17 protein-coding genes are annotated in these 20575 nt (G+C 41.1%); 13 read left to right on the top strand and 4 right to left on the bottom strand.

The features are described from left to right. Positions 1-2: 2 nt before the first annotated feature. On the top strand, positions 3-689 hold the full coding sequence (gene recO, locus AUR67_RS19315; RefSeq protein WP_058586460.1) for a DNA repair protein RecO: 687 nt from the start codon (positions 3-5) through the stop codon (positions 687-689). A gap of 43 nt (positions 690-732) precedes the next feature. Beyond that, on the top strand, positions 733-1464 hold the full coding sequence (gene pdxJ / locus AUR67_RS19310) for a pyridoxine 5'-phosphate synthase (RefSeq protein WP_054554340.1): 732 nt from the start codon (positions 733-735) through the stop codon (positions 1462-1464). 71 nt (positions 1465-1535) lie between these two features. On the opposite strand, the gene AUR67_RS19305 is transcribed toward pdxJ, so the two are convergent. From AUR67_RS19305 to barA, 3 genes are read right to left on the bottom strand one after another with little or no spacing between them, the layout of a single operon-like run. Next, positions 1536-1862 (bottom strand): hypothetical protein, encoded by a 327-nt coding sequence (locus AUR67_RS19305; RefSeq protein ID WP_058586459.1) that lies wholly within the window; start codon positions 1860-1862, stop codon positions 1536-1538. A 12-nt stretch (positions 1863-1874) separates the two neighbouring features. Further along, positions 1875-2351, bottom strand: a complete 477-nt coding sequence (locus AUR67_RS19300) for an energy transducer TonB (protein ID WP_058586458.1) — start codon at positions 2349-2351, stop codon at positions 1875-1877. Positions 2352-2387: 36 nt separating this feature from the next. Further along, complete coding sequence (gene barA / locus AUR67_RS19295) at positions 2388-5156, bottom strand: two-component sensor histidine kinase BarA (RefSeq protein WP_058586457.1); 2769 nt, start codon at positions 5154-5156, stop codon at positions 2388-2390. Positions 5157-5236: 80 nt separating this feature from the next. Here barA and rlmD point away from each other — a divergent pair, with 80 nt between their 5' ends. The 7 genes from rlmD to AUR67_RS19260 all read left to right on the top strand — a co-directional run bounded on the left by rlmD (position 5237) and on the right by AUR67_RS19260 (position 14563). After that, entirely contained in the window at positions 5237-6562 is a 1326-nt protein-coding gene (gene rlmD / locus AUR67_RS19290) for a 23S rRNA (uracil(1939)-C(5))-methyltransferase RlmD (RefSeq protein WP_058586456.1), read from the top strand. A gap of 7 nt (positions 6563-6569) precedes the next feature. Next, entirely contained in the window at positions 6570-8729 is a 2160-nt protein-coding gene (relA, locus tag AUR67_RS19285; RefSeq protein ID WP_058586455.1) for a GTP diphosphokinase, read from the top strand. Continuing rightward, positions 8729-9529, top strand: coding sequence for a nucleoside triphosphate pyrophosphohydrolase (mazG, locus tag AUR67_RS19280; protein WP_058586454.1), 801 nt, complete (start codon positions 8729-8731; stop codon positions 9527-9529). The genes relA and mazG overlap by 1 nt, the downstream gene beginning before the upstream one ends. Positions 9530-9686: 157 nt before the next feature. Beyond that, on the top strand, positions 9687-11321 hold the full coding sequence (locus AUR67_RS19275) for a CTP synthase (protein ID WP_054562242.1): 1635 nt from the start codon (positions 9687-9689) through the stop codon (positions 11319-11321). Between the two features lie 113 nt (positions 11322-11434). Further along, positions 11435-12733, top strand: a complete 1299-nt coding sequence (gene eno / locus AUR67_RS19270) for a phosphopyruvate hydratase (protein ID WP_054562241.1) — start codon at positions 11435-11437, stop codon at positions 12731-12733. Positions 12734-12965: 232 nt separating this feature from the next. Further along, positions 12966-13640, top strand: a complete 675-nt coding sequence (locus tag AUR67_RS19265; protein ID WP_058586453.1) for a hypothetical protein — start codon at positions 12966-12968, stop codon at positions 13638-13640. Between the two features lie 47 nt (positions 13641-13687). Further along, positions 13688-14563: a hypothetical protein gene (locus AUR67_RS19260; RefSeq protein WP_058586452.1), complete on the top strand. Its 876-nt coding sequence runs from the start codon at positions 13688-13690 to the stop codon at positions 14561-14563. A gap of 2 nt (positions 14564-14565) precedes the next feature. Here AUR67_RS19260 and mutH read toward each other — a convergent pair whose 3' ends face one another. After that, positions 14566-15237, bottom strand: coding sequence for a DNA mismatch repair endonuclease MutH (gene mutH / locus AUR67_RS19255; RefSeq protein WP_058586533.1), 672 nt, complete (start codon positions 15235-15237; stop codon positions 14566-14568). Positions 15238-15777: 540 nt separating this feature from the next. Here mutH and rppH point away from each other — a divergent pair. From rppH to lgt, 4 genes are all read left to right on the top strand, one after another. Next, on the top strand, positions 15778-16296 hold the full coding sequence (rppH, locus tag AUR67_RS19250; RefSeq protein WP_054562240.1) for an RNA pyrophosphohydrolase: 519 nt from the start codon (positions 15778-15780) through the stop codon (positions 16294-16296). A 33-nt stretch (positions 16297-16329) separates the two neighbouring features. Then, positions 16330-18606, top strand: coding sequence for a phosphoenolpyruvate--protein phosphotransferase (gene ptsP, locus AUR67_RS19245; RefSeq protein ID WP_058586451.1), 2277 nt, complete (start codon positions 16330-16332; stop codon positions 18604-18606). Positions 18607-18944: 338 nt separating this feature from the next. After that, positions 18945-19754, top strand: a complete 810-nt coding sequence (locus tag AUR67_RS19240; RefSeq protein WP_055020682.1) for a sulfite exporter TauE/SafE family protein — start codon at positions 18945-18947, stop codon at positions 19752-19754. A gap of 14 nt (positions 19755-19768) precedes the next feature. Beyond that, a complete protein-coding gene (gene lgt, locus AUR67_RS19235; RefSeq protein WP_054562237.1) occupies positions 19769-20572 on the top strand; it encodes a prolipoprotein diacylglyceryl transferase in 804 nt (267 codons plus the stop codon). Positions 20573-20575: the final 3 nt, after the last annotated feature.

Below are 20575 nucleotides of genomic sequence, written 5' to 3'. Positions count from 1 at the left end.
CCATGGATAGCGAATTCTACACAGCATACTTGCTGCACCGACGTCCATTTAGCGACTCGCAAGTCATGCTCGATATGCTGGTAGAAGGCGTAGGTCAGCTGAGAATGCTGGCCCGTGTTAGTGGTCGCCAGGCCACTAAACATAAAGCACAGTTACAACCTTTCCAATCTCTGCTCGTGCAATATAGCGGCAAGTCTGATTTAAAATACATTAATCGTTTTGAACCCCATGGCCGGCAAACTATGTTGCAGGGTACCGAGCTTTATTGCGGCTTCTATATGAACGAATTAACCAATCGTATCGTACCTATCAATGAGCCGATGGAAAGTGTATATCATCTTTATAAACAGCATCTAGACGAGTTATCAACCACTAAAAACCTACAAGCTGTGCTGCGTTCTTATGAGTTTCAGTTACTTGAGATGCTTGGTTATGGCGTTGATTTTAGTGTTGATGCCGAAGGTGATGAAATTAACGATGCAGCAAATTACCAGTACTTTGCTGAATACGGTTTCTTGCTGCATGACGACCCCCATAGTGGCTTTTCAGGAAAGCAATTAAATGCCATAGCAGCTCATGACTTTAGCGCCCCTGATGTGTTATATATGGCAAAGCAATTAAGTCGATACCTACTCAAGCCTTTACTTGGTAAAAAGCCATTAAAAAGCCGTGAGTTATTTATTAAGTAGGCTGTTATTCAGCCTTGAATCGTTGTTTTAAACAGGTAAAAAAATGAAAGATATTCTTCTTGGTGTAAACGTTGATCACATTGCCACTTTACGCCAAGCGCGTGGCACGAGTTACCCAGATCCTGCGCATGCTGCAGCTGTTGCAGAGCATGCTGGTGCAGATGGTATCACCATTCATTTGCGTGAAGACCGCCGTCATATTCAAGACCGCGACGTATATGTGATGGCAAAAACGATTCAAACACGTATGAATCTTGAAATTGCAGTGACCGATGAAATGATCGACATTGCCCTTGAAGTGAAACCTGCTTATGTTTGTTTAGTGCCTGAAAAGCGTGAAGAGCTCACCACTGAGGGCGGCCTAGATGTTGTTGGTAACTTTGAAAAAGTAAAAGCAGCAACAGAAAAGCTAACAGCTGCAGGAATTAAGGTCTCGTTATTCATTGATGCCGACAACGCACAACTTGACGCTGCAAAAGCGTGTAATGCTCCATACGTTGAAATTCACACAGGTGCTTATGCTGATGCTGAAAATGACGAAGAGCTTCACACTGAGCTTGAGCGTATTCGTAGTGGCGTACAATATGCTGATAGCTTAGGTTTAATCGTTAATGCCGGCCATGGTCTTCATTATCACAATGTAAAACCTATTGCGGCAATGCCAGAAATTTATGAGTTAAACATTGGTCATGCGATTATTGCCCGTGCAGCGATTGATGGTTTAGAAAAAGCAGTCAGCGATATGAAACGTCTAATGATTGAAGCAAGACTTTAAGCTGACGCCTTTAATAAGAGCCAGGAAGCTTTGAATACTGAACGCGGTGGATATGATATCCACCGCGTTTTTTATTTACTCAGATAAACAATAAACTCTGAGAGAAAGGATGATAACAGTGGCGATAGGCAGAGTAGGGTCACTGTGTATTGATGTTTTTTCTTAAAGCTTTTTAAAATATCATCATCTACGGCCGACAATTCACCTTTTTTAATTGAATAAAAAACCATTGAGTTAGGTTTAGCTTTCATTAAACGGGCTTTACTTTCGTATTCTTGCCACTGCTCTGTGTAATTGGTTTTTACGTAATTATTAGCTTCTATACTTAGTTTTTTATAGCGGAGGAAAAACCAAGTGAGTGAAATAGCACTAAAGACGATAAGTAAGATAAAATACAAAGCAAGCTCCCTTTAATACTTCACTATGCGTGTACCCGTGGAATAAATAATATCTGAACTAGGGCATGAATAGTTAGGTTTTAGCTCTTTGCAAGATTGCTCAGGTGTGTCAAAACAAAAGTCAAAGCGAGTTTGGGTTTTCACCGCTTTATCAGTAATATTTTTCGCCAGCTCATTCCAGTGCCAATTAGTGATTACATCTTTTGCTGCGTCGGCAAATACAGAGTTAGTTGAGGCAACTACCTGAATATCTCTAATCTCATTTTGTGGCGTAATGACATACTCAATAGTTGCGCAACCTTCTTTTGCTTGGATAACTGCTTTTTTTGGGTATCTGGCAGGAAAGCGTTCAAGCTGTTGCCATTTTGCTGACTCCATTTCATTAGAGCTAACAGCTAAATCCGCATACTCTAATTTTACTGGTTTGTCTGAGGTTGATGCGCAACCAAAGACAAACAAACTGCCAGCTAGTATTAAAGAGTTTTTCATTAATATATTCCTTTATATAATTTATTGGGTGTTCTTTTATCGTTGTTGCTCAACCATACCTGCATCACTTAACAAATTATTCAGCTCATCAACAAGCTCAAATAGTTCAGGCTCAATGTAATTTAAATCGCAATCGCCTTTTAAAGCTGTCTCGAGTGTTTCGGCAAGTGATTTTAGTTTTGGTACGCCTGTGTAACAACATGCTCCATGGAACTTGTGCACTATGCTAAGTACATGTTCACAATCTTCTTTTTCTATAGCTTCATTGAGTAGGCGCAAGGTTTCAGGCACGCTGAGTAACAACATATTAAGCATTTCAAGCGCTAGTTCTTCTTTTCCGCCTGCGCGTTGAAGTGCCAGTTGCCAATCGAGGCGGGCACTTTCAAATGGAGGTTCTGAGTCAACTGCGGCAGTTTTGCTACGTTCACGATTAATTGGCGATTGCGGGCTATGATCGCTAATTATTTGTTTAAGCATGTCCTCATCAATAGGCTTAGTTAAGTAACCTTTAAAGCCATCTTTAAGAAGTTGCTCTTTTTCACCTGCTAGGGCGTGAGCAGTCACTGCAATGATGGGTGTATCTTCATTGAGAGATGACTCGCGAATAAGTTTACATGCGGTAATACCATCCATAATTGGCATTTGGATGTCCATGAAGATCAAGTCATATTTATGGCTTTTACTTAAGCTGTAAGCTTGTGAGCCATTATGTGCGGTATCTATGAGCTCAATTTGTTCTTCAAGTAAGGTGCAAATTAGTTTTAGGTTGGCATCGTTATCGTCAACAACCAGTACTTTAAGTGGTAATAATTTTTCATCACCTTGCTCAATGTTATGCACTGGATGGTCAAGGCGGTAAGGCGCAGCAAGTACCTCACATAATTTACGGTGGTTAAGCGGTTTACTTAAGCAAGCATCTGCACCGCTACCGACAAAGGCTTCGCGCATATTATGCGAAACCGTATTAAGCATTATGTATAAATAATCAGTGACAGGACGCACTGCTTTTACATAACTCTTAAGTTGCTGCATATCGTCAATAGTAGCGGTATGGCCAATAATACAAATATCGTAGCTGAAGTCTTTGTTGATCTCATTTAAGAAGCTTTCTTCATCCATGCAGGCGGTTACACGAGTTTGCCATTCATGCAGTAGCGATAACGTTGCTTGATGGGTATGCTCATGAGGCTCAAGATACAAAATACGTTTATTGATCAGTGATTGAGTCGGTAAGTCACTAGTAATTGAGTTACTTGGCGTTCTGAATACGGCATTGAACGTAAAGCAGGTACCATTACCAGGTGCTGAGTTTAGAGTAATGCGGCCATTCATCGCTTCAACAATATGCTTAGTGATGATTAAACCAAGACCTGTGCCACCAAATTTACGGGTGATACTGGAGTCTGCTTGGCCAAATGGTGTAAATAGCGCATCTTGTTTATCCATTGGGATACCCACACCGGTGTCAGTGACAGACACCAAAATAGAAGCACGTTCTTCATCTAATAACCGGTAGCCAACATCAACCTTGATTGATCCTTTTTCAGTAAATTTAATGGCATTACTTAATAGGTTTATCAAAATTTGTTTAAAGCGGGTCGGGTCGCCGGTTAGGTTGTCAGGTACTTGCGGGTGGATAAATATTGAAAGCTCGAGTTGCTTTTCGTGAGCACTAGGTGCCAGCAAAGTCATAACTTCATTAATATTGTCACGGAGCTGGAATTGCATTGACTCAAGCTCCATGGCACCGGCTTCTAATTTCGAAAAGTCTAAAATATCACTGATAATTGTAAGTAAGCTATTGGCCGACAGTTCAATGGTATCTAGGTAATCTTTTTGATGCTTATTCAGCGGGGTTTTATAAAGCTGGCGCGTGAAACCTATTACACCATTTAAAGGTGTGCGTAATTCGTGACTCATTTTAGCTAAAAAGTCTGATTTTACTCGGTTCGCGTCTTGTGCATCTTTTTTAGCAATACTTAACTGAATATTTTGGGTTTCGTATTGTTCAAGTGTTTCGCGGTAATCAGAGGTTGCTTGGTCAATGTGCTTTTGCATCTCATCACGTTGCACAACCATAGTTTCTGAAATGGTATTTAAACCTGTGCGTAAGAGCTCAAACTCGCCAAACATTTTTTGATCAAGCCCTGTGTCTACTTTACCTTCAATGAGTTTGTCGGTAGCTAGTACTAACTTATTAAGAGGCTGAATAAACATGCGAGTTAATCTAAACGCTAATACGGTGGCAAGTATGAGCGCGAGTAAAATTACCACGCCACTGACTAATAATGCCCGTTGCTGGCCAATAATGGCTTGTTGTTTGTTGAGCATGATCACCACAGTGCCTAGCGATGCTTGGTAGCTGTGATGATTCCAAATCATGTCTTGGCGGCTATGATTAATTATGGCAGTAGAAAATGTTAAATAGTGCTCAGAATTTTGTACTTGAATGCCATCCATGCTGTTTGCATTGCTGCTAACAATTTCTTTGAATTCACTTTGGTATTTACTAAAAATCACTAACTCATTGTTTTCATCAAAAATAGCAATAGATTGGATAGCAGGGGAGTGTTTGTTATGTGTATGACTAACTAAGCGAGTTAATAAGGCTTTATCACGCTTTATTAATGGTTGCTCAACAGCAATGGCGAGGGGCTCAATAATAGTCACGCCCTGTTGATACAAAATTTCATCGAGCTCAATGTAACGATTTATTGTAAAATAACCGCCCAGCAACAAGCCTATGATCACAGTCGGTATAAGTGTAAGGGTTAAGACTGAGTCACGTAAGCCAAATTTAGTCATAAAGAATGTTGTTATCATTATTATCGTTGTTTAAGAGTATATACTTACTCCCGCTTTATCAATAATTAAGGTGTTGCCCGATGGCACAGATTTTCAAAGCCAAAAAGAAATCCGTTTCGCAAAAAATGCTAACCCTCAATGTCACTGCTATGGATCACCAAGGGCGGGGCGTTGCTAAGCAGGGAAATAAAGTCTGTTTTGTTAATGGTGCTTTGCCGGGTGAAGAAGTAAAAGCGTTATTGATTGAAGATAAGGCACGTTTTGCCAGTGCTGATTGTAAAAAAGTATTATCAGCCTCAGCGCATAGGGTTACTCCTTTTTGTCAGCATTATCAGGTTTGTGGTGGTTGTCAGCTACAGCACCTTAATGCAGAGCAACAATTGGTTGAGAAGCAAGCTGCGGTTAGTCAGCTGTTTAGCAAGTTTGCCAAAGCTGATGACTTAAATTGGCAAGCACCTCTGCTTAGTGAAGAGCGCCATTACCGTCGCTCTGCGCGTATTGCTGTAATGCATGACAAAGCTGCAAAGAAAATGCGCGTAGGATATCGAGCTCAAGGCTCTAAACAATTGGTGAGTATTGAAAGCTGTGATGTGCTGAGCAGCACTTTTAAAGACGTTTTTTCAGTTTTTGATGTTCTTATCAACAGCCATTCAGGTCTTAGTAGTATTAGTCACTTACAATTATGTGAAGCCGATAATGCGGCCTTTGTGGTTATTAGGCATACCAAAGCTATTAATGCAGAGTTAAAAGCCATAGTCGTAGCGGCGTGTGATGAATATAGCTGGCGTGTTGTGTGGCAATCACAAAGTGGTGAAATTGATCACAGTGACCATCCAATGCCGTACTACCAGATACCAGCTTATGATTTACGCTTTGAGTTTGGCCTTGAAAACTTTATTCAAGTTAACCCGCAAGTGAATCAAGCTATGCTGCATCAAGCAAAACAGTGGCTTGATTTACAAGGTCATGAGCAGGTATTGGATTTATTTTGTGGCATTGGTAACTTTTCATTATTGATTGCAAAGTATGCTAAATATGTTATTGGTGTTGAAGGGGTCGATTCTGCGGTTGCATTAGCAAAACAAAATGCGCAAACTAACTCATTGTCGAATACCGATTTTTATTGTTTTGATTTAACAAAATCAATGCAATCAGCTGCTTGGTTTAGTGCCGAACTTGACGTGTTAGTTCTTGATCCATCACGTACTGGCGCAATGGCTATTTTAGAGCAGTTACCACTTACTCAGTTTAAAACGATTTTATATGTCTCTTGTGATCCTGTTACTTTAGCCCGTGACAGTGCGATTATTTTACAAGCAGGCTTTAGCATTGAAAAAATTGGGCTTATGAATATGTTCCCGCATACCGGGCATATTGAAACGATGGCGTTATTTCACAGGAGGTAAAGCGCACATGGTAGCCACTAGACAGTCACATCAGCTAACTAAGCCGAGTGATTTTGCCAGCCGTATCGAGCTGTTAGCGCTAACAGAAGACAAACATACCTTATTAGAGCAGGCTCACCAACTGTGCCTGCACTGCGATGATGCAAAACGTGAAAACACAGCCATTGAAATGGTGGAGATTTTAGCTGAGCTAAATTTAGATGCAGACTCACTTGCCACTGCTTTTTTAACGCCTTATTTTTTAGCCGAAAAAATCTCAATTGAGACAGTCACCGAAAAGCTGGGTAATCACGTTGCGTTATTATTAACAGGCGTAAGCCAAATGGCTACCATCAGCACCTTAGCCCATCAAGGAAAAGGCACAGTACAAATCGATAATATTCGCCGTATGCTGTTAGCCATGGTTGAAGATGTGCGCGCCGTAGTGATTAAACTTGCAGAGCAAGTGTGTCACCTGCGTGATGTTAAAGACGCAAGTGAAGAAGAGCGTGTCATTGCCGCTAAAGAAACACGCGACATTTTTGCGCCCCTAGCTAACCGATTAGGGATTGGTCAGCTTAAATGGGAACTTGAAGATCTTTCGTTCCGTTATTTGCACCCAGATACCTATAAAAATATCGCCAAACAGCTTGATGATAAGCGCCTTGCCCGTGAAGCATACATGGAGAACATGGTTGCTTTAGTCAAAACACGCTTGGCTGAAGCGGGTATTGAAGGTGAGGTGTATGGCCGCCCTAAGCATATCTACAGCATCTACAAAAAAATGGCACAGAAGAACTACGAGTTCGACCAGCTTTTTGATATTCGCGCTATGCGCATAGTGGTAGAGCGCCTGCAAGATTGTTACGCGGCATTAGGTATCGTGCATACAAACTGGCGCCATTTAAATAAAGAATTTGATGATTACATCGCAACACCTAAGCAAAACGGTTATCAGTCAATTCATACCGTGGTATTTGGCCCAGAAGGTAAAACCGTTGAAATTCAAATTCGTACGAGCGAAATGCACCAAGATGCTGAGCTAGGTGTTGCTGCGCACTGGATGTACAAAGAAGGTGCATTGCCAGGACGTGGTTCAGGCTACGAGCAAAAAATTAGCTGGTTACGTAAGTTACTGCAATGGCAAGAAGAAGTTGTTGATGGCAGTGACTTAGCGGAAGAGCTTAAAAACCAAGTAGTAGAAGACCGTGTTTATGTGTTTACGCCTAAAGGGGATATTTTCGATTTGCCGCTGGGTGCAACACCACTTGATTTTGCTTATTACATTCACTCAAATGTAGGGCATCGTTGTATTGGCGCAAAAGTGTTTGGCAAAATTGTGCCGTTTACTCACCAATTAAGCACCGGCGATCAGGTTGAAATTTTAACTCAAAAGCAACCTAACCCAAGCCGTGATTGGTTAAACCCATCGCTAGGTTATATTAAGTCTTCACGAGCACGCTCTAAAATCCATCATTGGTTTAAGCAGCTTGATCGCGATAAAAACCTAAGTGCCGGTAAAGAAATACTCGAAACTGAGCTGCAAAAACTAGATTTAACAACTAAAGATCTAGCGCCAGCTATTGAGCGTTTTAACCTTAAAGGCCTTGACGACCTTATGGTTGCGGTAGGTGCTGGGGATGTTCGCTTAAACCAGTTATTAAACTTTATTAGTGACCGTGAGCATGACGAACCACAAATTAAGTTTAAAAAACCAAAAAGTGTCACCGGCGATAAGAACGGTATTGTTGTTGATGGGGTAGGTAGCTTAATGAGCCATGTTGCTAAATGCTGCCGACCTGTGCCGGGCGATGAAATTATTGGCTACATTACGCAAGGCCGAGGGATTGCAGTTCACCGTGAAGATTGTGATTCGTTTGAGAAACTTCGTGAAAAGCATCCTGAGCGGGTGATATCAGTAAGTTGGTCAGACGATGTCAATGGCTCTTACTCATTAACGATTAAAGTTGAAGCGACCGATCGCTCAGGCCTTATTCGAGATATCAGCTCAGTGCTTGCAAACGAAAAAGTGAATGTGCTGAACATGAACGTCAACACGGTTGAAGATAAGCAGCTTGCGCTGTTTTCAATGCAGGTTGAAGTACATGACTTATCAAGCACCAACCGCTTATTGTCTAAGTTACATCAAATCGAAGGTGTACATGATGCAAAGCGTGGTCATTCGTAATGTGTGATAAACAGGCAATTGAGCAGTCGCTTGCTATTATGGCCAAACTACGGGACCCAGAATCTGGGTGCCCGTGGGATTTAAAACAAGACTTTAAGTCAATAGTGCCGCATACCCTTGAAGAAGCTTACGAAGTAGCAGATTGCATTGAAAAAGGTGAGCTTACTGAGCTTAAAAGTGAACTTGGCGATTTACTGTTTCAAGTCATCTTTTATGCTCAACTTGCCAAAGAGCAAGGATTATTTGATTTTGCCGATGTGGCTAATACGCTTAATGATAAATTAGTTCGTCGTCATCCCCATGTCTTTGCAGAGCAAAGTGAGCTGACTGACGCTGAGCTTTCTGAGCAGTGGCAGGCTATTAAAGCACAAGAGCGAGCAGAAAAAGCAGCTTCACCACAAATGAGCCTGTGGCAAGACATTCCTGATGCTATGCCGGGGTTATCAAAAGCGAAGAAGATTCAACAGCGTGTAGCAAGCCTAGGGTTTGATTGGCCAAGTTATCATGGTGCGCTCGATAAAGTTGCTGAAGAAGTAGACGAAGTAAAAGAAGCGCTGGCTCACGATCCTTATTCAGAGCACAGTGCAGAAGAGCTGGGTGATTTACTGTTTGCAACAGTGAATGTTGCCCGTCATATTAAGCGCGATCCTGAGCAATTATTACGAAGTGCCAATGCTAAGTTCGCGTCACGCTTTGAAAAAGTGGCTGCTTACTTAGGTGAACGTGGCCAGAGTTTAGAAACGGCTAGCCTCGAAGAAATGGACAACGCATGGGAAGCCATTAAAAAGCAAGCAAACTAAGTCACTCATGATACAGCTTGGGTACAGTGTAACCAAGCTCGTTTTTTGTTCACTTATTTGCTAATTTTATCTGGATTGATAGCAGCCCCTTTGCTATAATATCGCCCCGTCTTGATTCTATATTATTCCTTTTAATTCCTGATATTCTAGGGTTCGCATGAGTACAAAATTTATCTTCGTAACTGGCGGGGTTGTTTCTTCGTTGGGTAAGGGTATTGCAGCAGCGTCATTAGCCGCTATTTTAGAAGCACGTGGTCTTAACGTGACTATTTTAAAGCTGGATCCTTACATTAACGTTGACCCAGGCACTATGAGCCCAATTCAGCACGGTGAAGTATTTGTAACTGAAGACGGTGCAGAGACTGACCTTGACTTAGGTCACTATGAGCGTTTCATCCGTACCAAGATGACTAGCCGCAACAACTTCACACAAGGTCGTGTTTATGAAGATGTATTACGACGTGAGCGTCGTGGTGAGTACCTTGGTGCAACAATTCAGGTTATTCCACACATCACAAACGACATTAAGCAACGTGTATACGACGGTGCTGAAGGTCGCGATGTAGCAATCGTTGAAATTGGCGGTACAGTTGGTGACATCGAGTCACAACCATTCTTAGAAGCAATTCGTCAGCTTGGCACTGAAATTGGCCGTGAGCGCGCATTGTTTATCCACCTTACGCTAGTGCCATTCTTAGGCCCTGCAGGTGAAGTTAAAACTAAGCCAACACAACATTCAGTAAAAGAATTACGTTCGATTGGTATCCAACCAGATATCTTGATCTGTCGTTCTGATCGTAAATTACCAAATAACGAGCGCGCGAAGATCGCACTTTTCACTAACGTTGAAGAGAAAGCTGTTATTTCATTACCAGACGTAGAAAGCATCTATAAGATCCCTGCGTTACTTAAGTCACAAGAATTAGATAACTTCGTATGTCGTCGTTTCTATCTTGAGTGCCCAGAAGCAGATTTATCTGAGTGGGAACAAGTGTTATACCAAGAGTCTAACCCAACAGGTGAAGTGACAATTGGTATGGTTGGTAAGTACATCGAACTACCAGATGCATATAAATCAGTAAACGAAGCATTAAAGCATGCAGGTCTGAAAAACCGTTTAACTGTGAACATCGAATACGTTGATTCACAAGACTTAGAAAGCAAAGGTACTGAGTTACTCTCTCACCTTGATGCTATCTTAGTTCCAGGTGGCTTCGGCGGCCGTGGTGTTGAAGGTAAGATCTTAGCGGCTAAATATGCACGTGAAAACAAAGTTCCTTACTTAGGCATTTGTTTAGGTATGCAAGTAGCGCTTATTGAATATGCGCGTAACGTTGCAGGCCTTGAAGATGCAAACTCAACAGAGTTTAACGCTAAATCAGCACACCCAGTTGTTGGTTTAATCACTGAATGGCAAGATGCTGACGGTAACGTTGAAATCCGTGATGAGCAATCTGACCTAGGTGGTACTATGCGTTTAGGTGCACAGAAGTGTCACTTAACACCGGGTTCTAAAGTAAGTGAAGTGTACGGTAGTGACGAAATTGTTGAACGTCACCGTCACCGTTACGAAGTGAATAACCACTTTGTAGAGCAGCTTGAAAAAGCAGGCTTAAGTTTCACTGGTTTATCTGAAGATAAGAAACTAGTCGAAATTATCGAGAATAAAGATCACCCTTGGTTTATTGCCGCGCAATTCCACCCGGAATTCACGTCAACACCACGTGATGGTCACCCGCTGTTTGAAGGGTTTGTTGCAGCTGCACACACTCACCAAAAAGCGTCATCGTAATTTAAATAGGCCGTGCTTTATGCACGGCTTATTTGTTTTAATAAGCCAATGGCATTAAGGATAATTAATAAAATTGGCACTAACTCACCATTTTCGGGAAAAGAGGAATCAAGATGTCAGAAATCGTAAAAGTGATTGGTCGCGAAATCATGGACTCGCGTGGTAACCCAACTGTTGAAGCTGATGTACATTTAGCTGATGGTTCATGGGGCCGTGCTGCAGCACCATCTGGTGCATCAACAGGTACTCGCGAAGCGCTTGAATTACGTGATGGTGATAAAGCACGTTACCTAGGTAAAGGTGTTTTAAAAGCAGTAGGCTATATCAATAACGAAATCGCTGAAGCTCTTAAAGGCCAAAACGCAGTTGATCAAAAAGCTGTTGACCAAGTAATGCTTGACTTAGATGGTACTGAAAACAAAGAAAAACTAGGTGCTAACGCTATCTTAGCTGTGTCTTTAGCAACAGCTAAAGCGGCTGCTAACTCTAAAGGCGTTGAGCTTTATGAGCACATTGCAGACCTAAACGGCACATCAGGTGTTTACTCAATGCCATTACCTATGATGAACATCATCAATGGTGGTGAGCACGCTGATAACTCTGTTGATATTCAAGAGTTCATGATCCAGCCAGTTGGTGCTACAAACTTCCGTGAAGCATTACGTATGGGCGCTGAAGTATTCCACAGCTTAGCAAAAGTACTTAAAGCTGAAGGTCACTCTACATCAGTAGGTGATGAAGGTGGTTTTGCTCCTAACCTTGAATCTAACGAAGCGGCACTTGCTGCAATCAAGGTAGCTGTTGCAAATGCAGGTTATGAGCTTGGTAAAGATATCACTCTAGCTCTAGACTGTGCTGCATCTGAGTTCTACGACAAAGAAGCTAATATCTACGACCTTAAAGGCGAAGGTAAAAAATTCACTTCTGAAGAATTCAACCATTTCCTTAAAGGCCTTACTGAGCAATACCCAATTGTTTCAATTGAAGACGGCTTAGATGAGTCTGATTGGGATGGTTTCGCACACCAAACACAACTAATTGGCGACAAAGTACAATTAGTAGGTGATGACCTTTTCGTAACAAACACGAAGATCTTAAAGCGTGGTATTGATAATGGTATTGCTAACTCAATCCTAATCAAGTTCAACCAAATCGGTTCGTTAACTGAAACGCTTGCTGCTATCAAAATGGCTAAAGACGCTGGTTTCACAGCTGTTATCTCACATCGTTCAGGTGAAACTGAAGATGCGACAATTGCTGATTTAGCAGTAGGTACTGCAGCAGGTCAAATCAAAACGGGTTCATTAAGCCGCTCTGACCGTATTGCTAAGTACAACCAACTACTTCGCATTGAAGAAGTATTAGGTGAAAAAGCACCTTATAACGGTCTTAAAGAGGTTAAAGGTCAGTAATCTGGCTTAGCTTCATCAAGACTTTAAAAAACCTCCTTCGGGAGGTTTTTTTATATTTCGAATTAATTTGTGTTTATTTTTGATACAAAAATTAGATTTTTCTATTTTATAGTTGTTAATGTTTAAATAATTCTGTACCTTTCTTGGCTGAATTTGAGCTGAATTTGAGCTGAATTTGAGCTGAATAAAATTCAGTTTTTCAATCTGTTATAAGTAGTAAAAAGGAAAGGGAATGAAAAAAATAATTACACTATTTTTATTAATTACTTTAGTGGGATGTGGAACAACACCTCAACCAACCGTTGAGTTACAAGCAAATCATTTTACAAATAAAGAAAAGAAAATAGGCTTTTATTTTCAGCGAGGTGATAAAGCTACCACGCATATTTTTGGTGCAAGTTGCTTACTTTGTTATGGTGTTGCATCTTCTTTGACAAGCTCACTTGATAAGCATTTAGCAACGCTTCCTGTTAGCGATATTGACTCATTAAAAACACTAATCCAAGATGAATTCAAAGAAAGATCTGATTATGTTACCACCCTTGATGATCCGAAGTTACTGGATAAGTTACCTAAATTCAAAGGCGAGTTAGGTTTTGCTAAGCAAGACTTCAGAGGTTTAAAAGAGAAGTTTGATATCGATGTTCTAGTTGTTGCTAATTTTGATAGTTTTGGTGCCTATAGAAGTTTTAGCAGTTATGTTCCTAACGGGGATCCGCAAGGTTACTTGAAAGGTGTGGTTTATACTATTGATCTAAATACAAATCAGTATCTGCAATATCGTTTAGTGGATGAAAAAGTTCAACCTGAGGGTTTATGGGATGAGCCTGATGATTTCCCTGGTGTTACAACAGCGTACTATCAAGCAATCGAAAATGTAAAAACACTGATTCGAAATGCGATCTAGGTAATAAATATCGTGGTGAAAGCCACGATATTTTTTAGGGAAGAAAAGTGAAAAAGTTTAGTATTTTAATTATGTTGCTCTTTATGTGTGGCTGTAATTCAACACCTAAAAGAGACGACTATGTAAAGTATATACATAACCAAAAGATAGCTATTGATGAAAGTGATTTTAAATTCACTCTTTCATCACCAAATGAGTTCGATATTCGAGGTGTATATGATAGAGATTCATCAATCACAAATCCCGATGTTCTATACGCAGCAGACGCAGGGTTAGCAGGCTTACTTGTTCAAGTAGCTGCACATGCCGCCACTTCATCTACAATTCAGAGTAATAAACTCGCAGGATTACAATCTGAAGCAAACGAAAAAGTATCTGAATTTATAACACTTACTAATGGCTTCAAAAATAAAGACTTTATAAAAGACTTGGAAGCTGCATATACAGAAGATCTATCACAGTCGCCAGTGACAATTAAGCCAATCTTTTTCGTGAGTCAAAATATGGATCAAGTCGCTGTTAAAGCACAAGTTTGGATCAGTGAAACACGAAAAAATAAAACGACTTTTAAGTATAAAAATCTTATTGCAGTCACATCCAAAAAAATCACAGAAATACAGAGAAACGAAATTTTTCAAGCCGGTAGTGATGAACTAAAAAAAGTGTTTACTAACTTATTAACAGGAGTTGTTGAGTTAGCAAAATCTGAAGTTACACTAAAGTTTAAAAACAATAACTCTCCGATTCTTTCTCATATTGTTTATGTAAATGGTGAGGAAAAGTTAATTCGTGGCAAAGTTGTTGAGCAGAATTGTCAGTCAACAACCTACCAAAACTTACGTAAATGGCTACTTAAGTTTGCAAATGAATCGTTGCGTGAAGCTCCTGCTCATTGCGAAAAACAACAACAATTGGTGCTTTAGGATTATAGCTGAAATTGTTGTTTTAGGATCTCGCCGGTGAAGCTGGTTTTTAGATAAAAGCCGCGAGGTAAGGTTTGTATAATCTGGCCATTTGGGCCAATTGCATCTGTAAGCGCTTTGCTATTGGCTGCTTTTGGCCTTATTTGCATTACATCGCCTAAATGCCCAGAAATTTCATCCACGCGACCAAGGGCGATTAGCTCCATTTGTTCTTCCCAATCACGCTGTAAAAGGGCATCTTGCTCTGCACTTGGCTGCCATAAAAAGCCACTGCCTATGGTACGGTGAAAAGGGAGTATCTCGCGCTCGCCTAAAATCGGTAACCACAAAACATGATTCAACTTTTTACGAACCGTACTTTGCTGCCAAGTCATTCCGGTTACATTTAATAGCGGTGTTACCGAAACAAAGGTTGTTTCGAGGGGTTTGCCTTTAAATGAAATAGGTAGGGTTTTTAGCTCAATGCCTAACTCTTCAAAATCAGGTGTTGGCTTTGAGCCTGCTGTTGCACCAAGTACATATTCGATAAGTTGCCCGGTCCAGCCTTTTTCACGTAGTAAATCGTCAGGGGTTTTAAACTGATATTGCTCGGCTAGCTGCCCTAGGGTGAGGCCAGCAATAGCATCAACGCGTTGCATTAATTCGTTTATAGAAGCGGGTTTTATTGGTCGCATAAGGCGTTTATTTGATTGTCTAATTAACCGTATCATGATAGCAAATGCGTGCCTTAGTGGATATCTTTGTGTTTGGGTGTTTTTTGCGCACGTTAAGGGTGGGCTAAAAATAATCAGTTTTATTTTTAGATGTGCTAGCCTAACTAACTGATATTTAATTGTTTTACTGTTTTTTTATGTTGTTTCTATTTCATTAATTAAACAGTTGTTTGTATAAATACAGATATATAAACATGTTTATCCACAGTTTCTGTGGAGAAAGTGGATATTTCAACTGTTGATTGTGGATTTGTTTGCAATTTAGGCATGGTTTATAAAAGTTATGCACAAGCTGTGGGTAAGGTGATAAAAATACGGTTGTAAATAGTTATTTTAATCAAACAGCACATTTTTATAATAATTACTTCGTAACACCTTGATTAAACGTGTTTGTTAAAAAATAAATTTTCAATCTAATTTAGGCTTAGGTGTAAAGTGTTTGCTGTATCGCAGGTTATGTGGAACAATCAATAAAAATCGACTTACAAATGAGGCACTAAGGTGATTGATGCCGAAGGTTTTCGTGCCAATGTCGGAATTGTAATTTGCAATAATCAGGGACAAGTATTTTGGGCTCGTCGCTATGGTCAGCACTCTTGGCAATTTCCCCAAGGTGGTGTTGATGACGGCGAAACAGCAGAGCAAACCATGTACAGAGAATTACACGAAGAAGTGGGCTTGCTTCCTGAAGACGTTGAGATCGTCGCAAGTTCTAAACATTGGTTACGCTATAAATTACCCAAGCGTTTAATTCGCAGAGACTCAAGTCCTGTGTGTATTGGGCAAAAACAAAAATGGTTTTTACTGAAACTTCGTTGTAAAGATGAAGATGTAGATTTACTTAAAACTCATCACCCCGAGTTTGATGATTGGCGATGGGTGAGTTATTGGTATCCGGTTAGGCAAGTTGTTTCGTTTAAGCGCGATGTATATCGTCGAGTAATGAAAGAGTTTGCTCCGTTTGCAATGCCGTTTAATAAACGAGAGCAACACAAAGATCATTGGCGACATAAACGATAAGGGCAACCTTATTTAAATCAAAGGAGCAGCATCATGTTAGCCACGCTCAGATCAATTGCTGAGGCTGTGTCGCAACAGGCGGACTTAAATAGTGCGCTGGGGTGTTTTGTGCAAATGGTAAAAGATGCCATGCAAACACAGTGCTGCTCGATTTATTTTGCAGATTATAGCCAAGATAACTTTGTATTGATGGCCACCCAAGGCCTCAACCCAGATGCAGTGGGTAAGTTTCGTATAGGTTTTACCGAAGGTCTCGTTGGTCTTGTTGCTCAGCGTGAAGAGCCTATCAATATTGCTTTTGCTAAGTCTCACCCTCGTTTTAAACTCTCACCTGAAGTTAATGAAGAAGGCTATAACGCGTTCTTATCTGTGCCAGTCGTGCACCAGAAAAAAGTTTTAGGCGTTATTGTTGTTCAACAAAAACTAGCCCGTGTTTTTAGCCCTGACGAAGAGTCATTCTTAATTACGCTCTCGGCGCAGCTAGCTTCTCAGTTAGCTCATGCAGAAATAAAAGAAATATTACGTGTCGATGAGTTTTCACACCAAACCTCAGTATTAAAAGGGGTATCAAGTGCACCAGGTATTGCCATAGGTGAAGCCTTTGTGGTGATCCCTAAACTTGACTTTAGCTCTATTGAACTGCAAAAAGACGACGATGTGAGCACCCAGCGTAAGCTATTTACCCAAGCTGTGGCTGCGACGCGGAACGAATTTAATACCTTATCGATGACACTGAGTGACTCTATTCCGCAAGAGGCGCTGGCGGTATTTGATGTTTATCAGCAGTTACTTGATGCCAAAAGTCTTGGTCAAAATGTTGAAGCGCAATTACAACAAGGCTGGAATGCTAAAAGCGCCCTGAAAATTGTTATTGAGAAATTAGTGACTCAATTCAATGCCATGCAAGATCCTTACATTAAAGAGCGTGCTGTTGATGTTAAAGATATTGGTTTACGGGTTTTACATCACTTAGTTAATACTGAGCATGCGGCAAAGCCTTACCCTAAAGACACTATTTTAATTGCCGGTACATTAACCCCCGCAATGCTTGCTGAAGTACCTAAAGGGCACCTTGCTGGGGTTGTGAGTGTTAATGGTGCGGCAAATAGTCATGCTTCTATATTAACTCGTGCTATGGGGATCCCTGCTATTTGGGGCATTGAAGATGTGCCGTTATTGCAGTTTGAAGGCAAGCAAATGATTTTAGATGCCTATGCAGGGCGTTTATATATTTCTCCTTCACAAATGCTGCAAGAGGAATACAGTCAGCTCAAATATCAAGAAGCCTTATTGAACGACCGGTTTGTTGCAGAGCAAAACCTTGATGCCGTCACTAAAGATGGCGAACACATTAGCTTATTACTTAACGCGGGTCTTGAATTAAATACCGAGCATGACAATAAGCCATTTTGCGATGGGGTAGGCCTTTATCGCACCGAAGCCTGGTTTATGCAAAAAGGCCAATTTCCTTCACAGTCAGAACAAGAAAGCTGGTATCGCGAAGTGCTCACTAGTTATCACCCCAACCCTGTGGTGATGCGTACACTCGATATTGGTGGCGATAAAGTTTTAGATTACTTCAATATAACAGAAGAAAATCCATTTTTAGGTTGGCGTGGTATTCGCGTTACCTTAGATCACCCAGAGCTATTTTTAGATCAGCTCAAGGCAATGTTAAAAGCCAATATTGGTTTGGGTAATTTAAAAATCATGCTGCCGATGATCAGTGGTTCAGAGGAAGTCGATGAATCGTTAAAATTGCTCGAACAAGCCTACTTTGAGTTAAGTGAACAATATCCTGAACAAGCCATTGAGCGCCCTGAAATCGGCTTGATGTTAGAAGTACCTTCGAGTGTATTTATGCTTGAAGAGTGGTCGCAAAAGGTCGATTTTTGCTCTGTAGGTAGCAACGATTTAACCCAATATATGCTGGCAGTTGACCGCTCTAATGCCCGCGTTGCTGAGCTATTTAACCCTTATCACCCAAGTGTACTTAGAGTGCTGTTAAAAATAGCACAAGAGTGTCAACAACATGAGTTGCCATTTAGCTTGTGTGGTGAGTTAGGGGGCGACCCTGAAGGCGCTTTACTGCTTATTGCGATGGGTTATCGAAGCTTGAGTATGAACTACGCTTCGATTAGTAAAATTAAGTTTGTGCTTAGGCGATTAAATGTCAGTGATATGGAAAAGTTACTTGCAGAGTGTTTATTACAACCCACTGCAAAACATGTACTTAGGTTAACGCGTAACTTTATGATTGAACATCAACTCGGCGAGCTATTTTACACCCCAAGCCAAGGCCAGTCATGAGGGAAAATTGTGCTGTGAAGCACTTATACCCAAGCCACCTCAAGATGTAGAATTCAGCGTTTCACAGGTGCTTAATATCAAGGCGTTACTTTGCAACAATGGCAGTCCCTTTTAAGAAGTAACAACGATGAGAGTAAGTGCCAGTGAAACGCCCAAAGGGTTGGTTTAAAAGCGATTTATACTGCGTTATTGATTTTAACAATAGAACCACTATTACTTGCAATCAATGCCTTGCCTAAATCGCTTTTAATTCCAACTGAAACTCGCATCTTGAGGTGGTTTGGGTATATATATTAGTTTAGTATATGTATATAACAAATTGAATATATGAGTGTGCTATGCATGACGTAATACTTTTAATGGTGTACTGCGCAATTTTGGGCAGCGTGGTTGGATTTTTAGCAGGATTATTAGGCATTGGTGGCGGTCTTATTATCGTACCGGTGCTTAGTGCGCTATTAGTATCGTTCAATGTTGCCGACCCAAGCCATGTATTAGTCATCGCGATAGCAACCTCGTTAGCATCCATTATTTTTACCTCGACTTCTTCAGCCCTTGCTCATCATCGTAATGCTAACGTGCCTTGGGAAATTGCCCCATGGGTTATGACTGGCGTTGGCCTAGGCGCATTGATCAGTGGTTTTGCAGCAAGCTTTATCCCCGAGCAGCTACTGCGCTTTGTTTTTGCTGGTAGCGTGGTGTTTATCGCGCTCAGAATGGTGTTATCGACACGAAAAAAAGCCGCCAGTGAAAAGCCGCTTCCATCAGGGCCTATTCTTGGCTTTTTATGTGCCATAATGGGGGCGCTGTCGGGACTAATTGGTATTGGCGGCGGGGCGCTTATTGTGCCGCTACTGCATTATTTTTCTGTTGATATTAAAAAGGCCATTGGTTGTGCTGCTGCATGTGGTATTGTCATTGCGCTATTCGGCTCGGTGGGTTACGTATCTGCTGGGTGGCAATTAACATCTTTCAGTGATGGATTTGCCGGATTTGTGTATTTACCTGCGTTAGTCGGGATTGTGGTTACCTCGTCGCTTATTGCGCCAATAGGTGCCAAAGCCACGCATTACTTGCCTGTGGCAACAATAAAAAAAGTATTCGCGCTATTACTTGTCATAATTGCGCTTAAAATGGTGTTTAGTTAAAGGTTTTTATTTTTATGGCTCTTCAATTTCCAGATATCGATCCGGTTATTTTTTCGGTAGGCCCGCTCAGCGTACGTTGGTACGGTTTAATGTATTTAATTGGTTTTGCTTTGGCGATGTGGCTTGCTAATCGTCAAGCAGAAAAACCAAACTCAGGTTGGACAAAAGAACAAGTTAGTGACTTATTATTTTACGGCATGCTCGGGGTAATACTCGGTGGCCGTATTGGTTATGTATTGTTTTATCAGTTCAGCTACTTTATTGAAAACCCACTGTACTTATTCAGAATTGACCAAGGTGGCATGTCGTTCCATGGCGGTACGCTAGGTGTGATTACAGCCATTGCTATTTTTGCCTGGACACGTAAAAAATCATTATTTGAAGTGGGCGATTTTGTAGTGCCACTGGTGCCGCTTGGTTTACTAGCCGGACGTATTGGTAACTTTATTAATGGCGAACTATGGGGCCGAGTGACTGATGTACCTTGGGCGTTTATTTTCCCATCAGGTGGCCCAGAGCCCCGTCATCCATCACAATTATACGAAGCCTTTTTAGAAGGTTTGGTGCTGTTCTTAATCTTACAATGGTTTATCAAAAAGCCGCGTCCAGCGGGAAGTGTTGCAGGGGTGTTCTTACTTGGCTATGGCGTGTTTAGATTTATTGTTGAATATTTCCGTGAACCAGATGCTCATTTAGGTTTATTCGCAGGCTTTATCTCGATGGGGCAAATACTGTCATTGCCGATGGTAATTGGTGGCCTTGGTTTGTTAATATGGGCCTATAAAAAGCCGCAACACAGCGTGGCAAGCAAAGCATAACAA

It is taken from the genome of Pseudoalteromonas sp. XI10, assembly GCF_001469895.1.
In the GTDB taxonomy this organism is placed as follows: domain Bacteria; phylum Pseudomonadota; class Gammaproteobacteria; order Enterobacterales; family Alteromonadaceae; genus Pseudoalteromonas.
This window is presented reverse-complemented; position numbering and strand designations above follow the sequence as displayed.

What these genes read in the sequence shown, in the direction of transcription:
- recO (WP_058586460.1), top strand. Translation starts at nt 3, where the DNA reads ATGGATAGCGAATTCTACACAGCATACTTGCTGCACCGACGTCCATTT.
- pdxJ (WP_054554340.1), top strand. Translation starts at nt 733, where the DNA reads ATGAAAGATATTCTTCTTGGTGTAAACGTTGATCACATTGCCACTTTA.
- AUR67_RS19300 (WP_058586458.1), bottom strand. Translation starts at nt 2,351, where the DNA reads ATGAAAAACTCTTTAATACTAGCTGGCAGTTTGTTTGTCTTTGGTTGC.
- barA (WP_058586457.1), bottom strand. Translation starts at nt 5,156, where the DNA reads ATGACTAAATTTGGCTTACGTGACTCAGTCTTAACCCTTACACTTATA.
- rlmD (WP_058586456.1), top strand. Translation starts at nt 5,237, where the DNA reads ATGGCACAGATTTTCAAAGCCAAAAAGAAATCCGTTTCGCAAAAAATG.
- relA (WP_058586455.1), top strand. Translation starts at nt 6,570, where the DNA reads ATGGTAGCCACTAGACAGTCACATCAGCTAACTAAGCCGAGTGATTTT.
- mazG (WP_058586454.1), top strand. Translation starts at nt 8,729, where the DNA reads ATGTGTGATAAACAGGCAATTGAGCAGTCGCTTGCTATTATGGCCAAA.
- AUR67_RS19275 (WP_054562242.1), top strand. Translation starts at nt 9,687, where the DNA reads ATGAGTACAAAATTTATCTTCGTAACTGGCGGGGTTGTTTCTTCGTTG.
- eno (WP_054562241.1), top strand. Translation starts at nt 11,435, where the DNA reads ATGTCAGAAATCGTAAAAGTGATTGGTCGCGAAATCATGGACTCGCGT.
- AUR67_RS19265 (WP_058586453.1), top strand. Translation starts at nt 12,966, where the DNA reads ATGAAAAAAATAATTACACTATTTTTATTAATTACTTTAGTGGGATGT.
- mutH (WP_058586533.1), bottom strand. Translation starts at nt 15,237, where the DNA reads ATGCGACCAATAAAACCCGCTTCTATAAACGAATTAATGCAACGCGTT.
- ptsP (WP_058586451.1), top strand. Translation starts at nt 16,330, where the DNA reads ATGTTAGCCACGCTCAGATCAATTGCTGAGGCTGTGTCGCAACAGGCG.
- AUR67_RS19240 (WP_055020682.1), top strand. Translation starts at nt 18,945, where the DNA reads ATGCATGACGTAATACTTTTAATGGTGTACTGCGCAATTTTGGGCAGC.
- lgt (WP_054562237.1), top strand. Translation starts at nt 19,769, where the DNA reads ATGGCTCTTCAATTTCCAGATATCGATCCGGTTATTTTTTCGGTAGGC.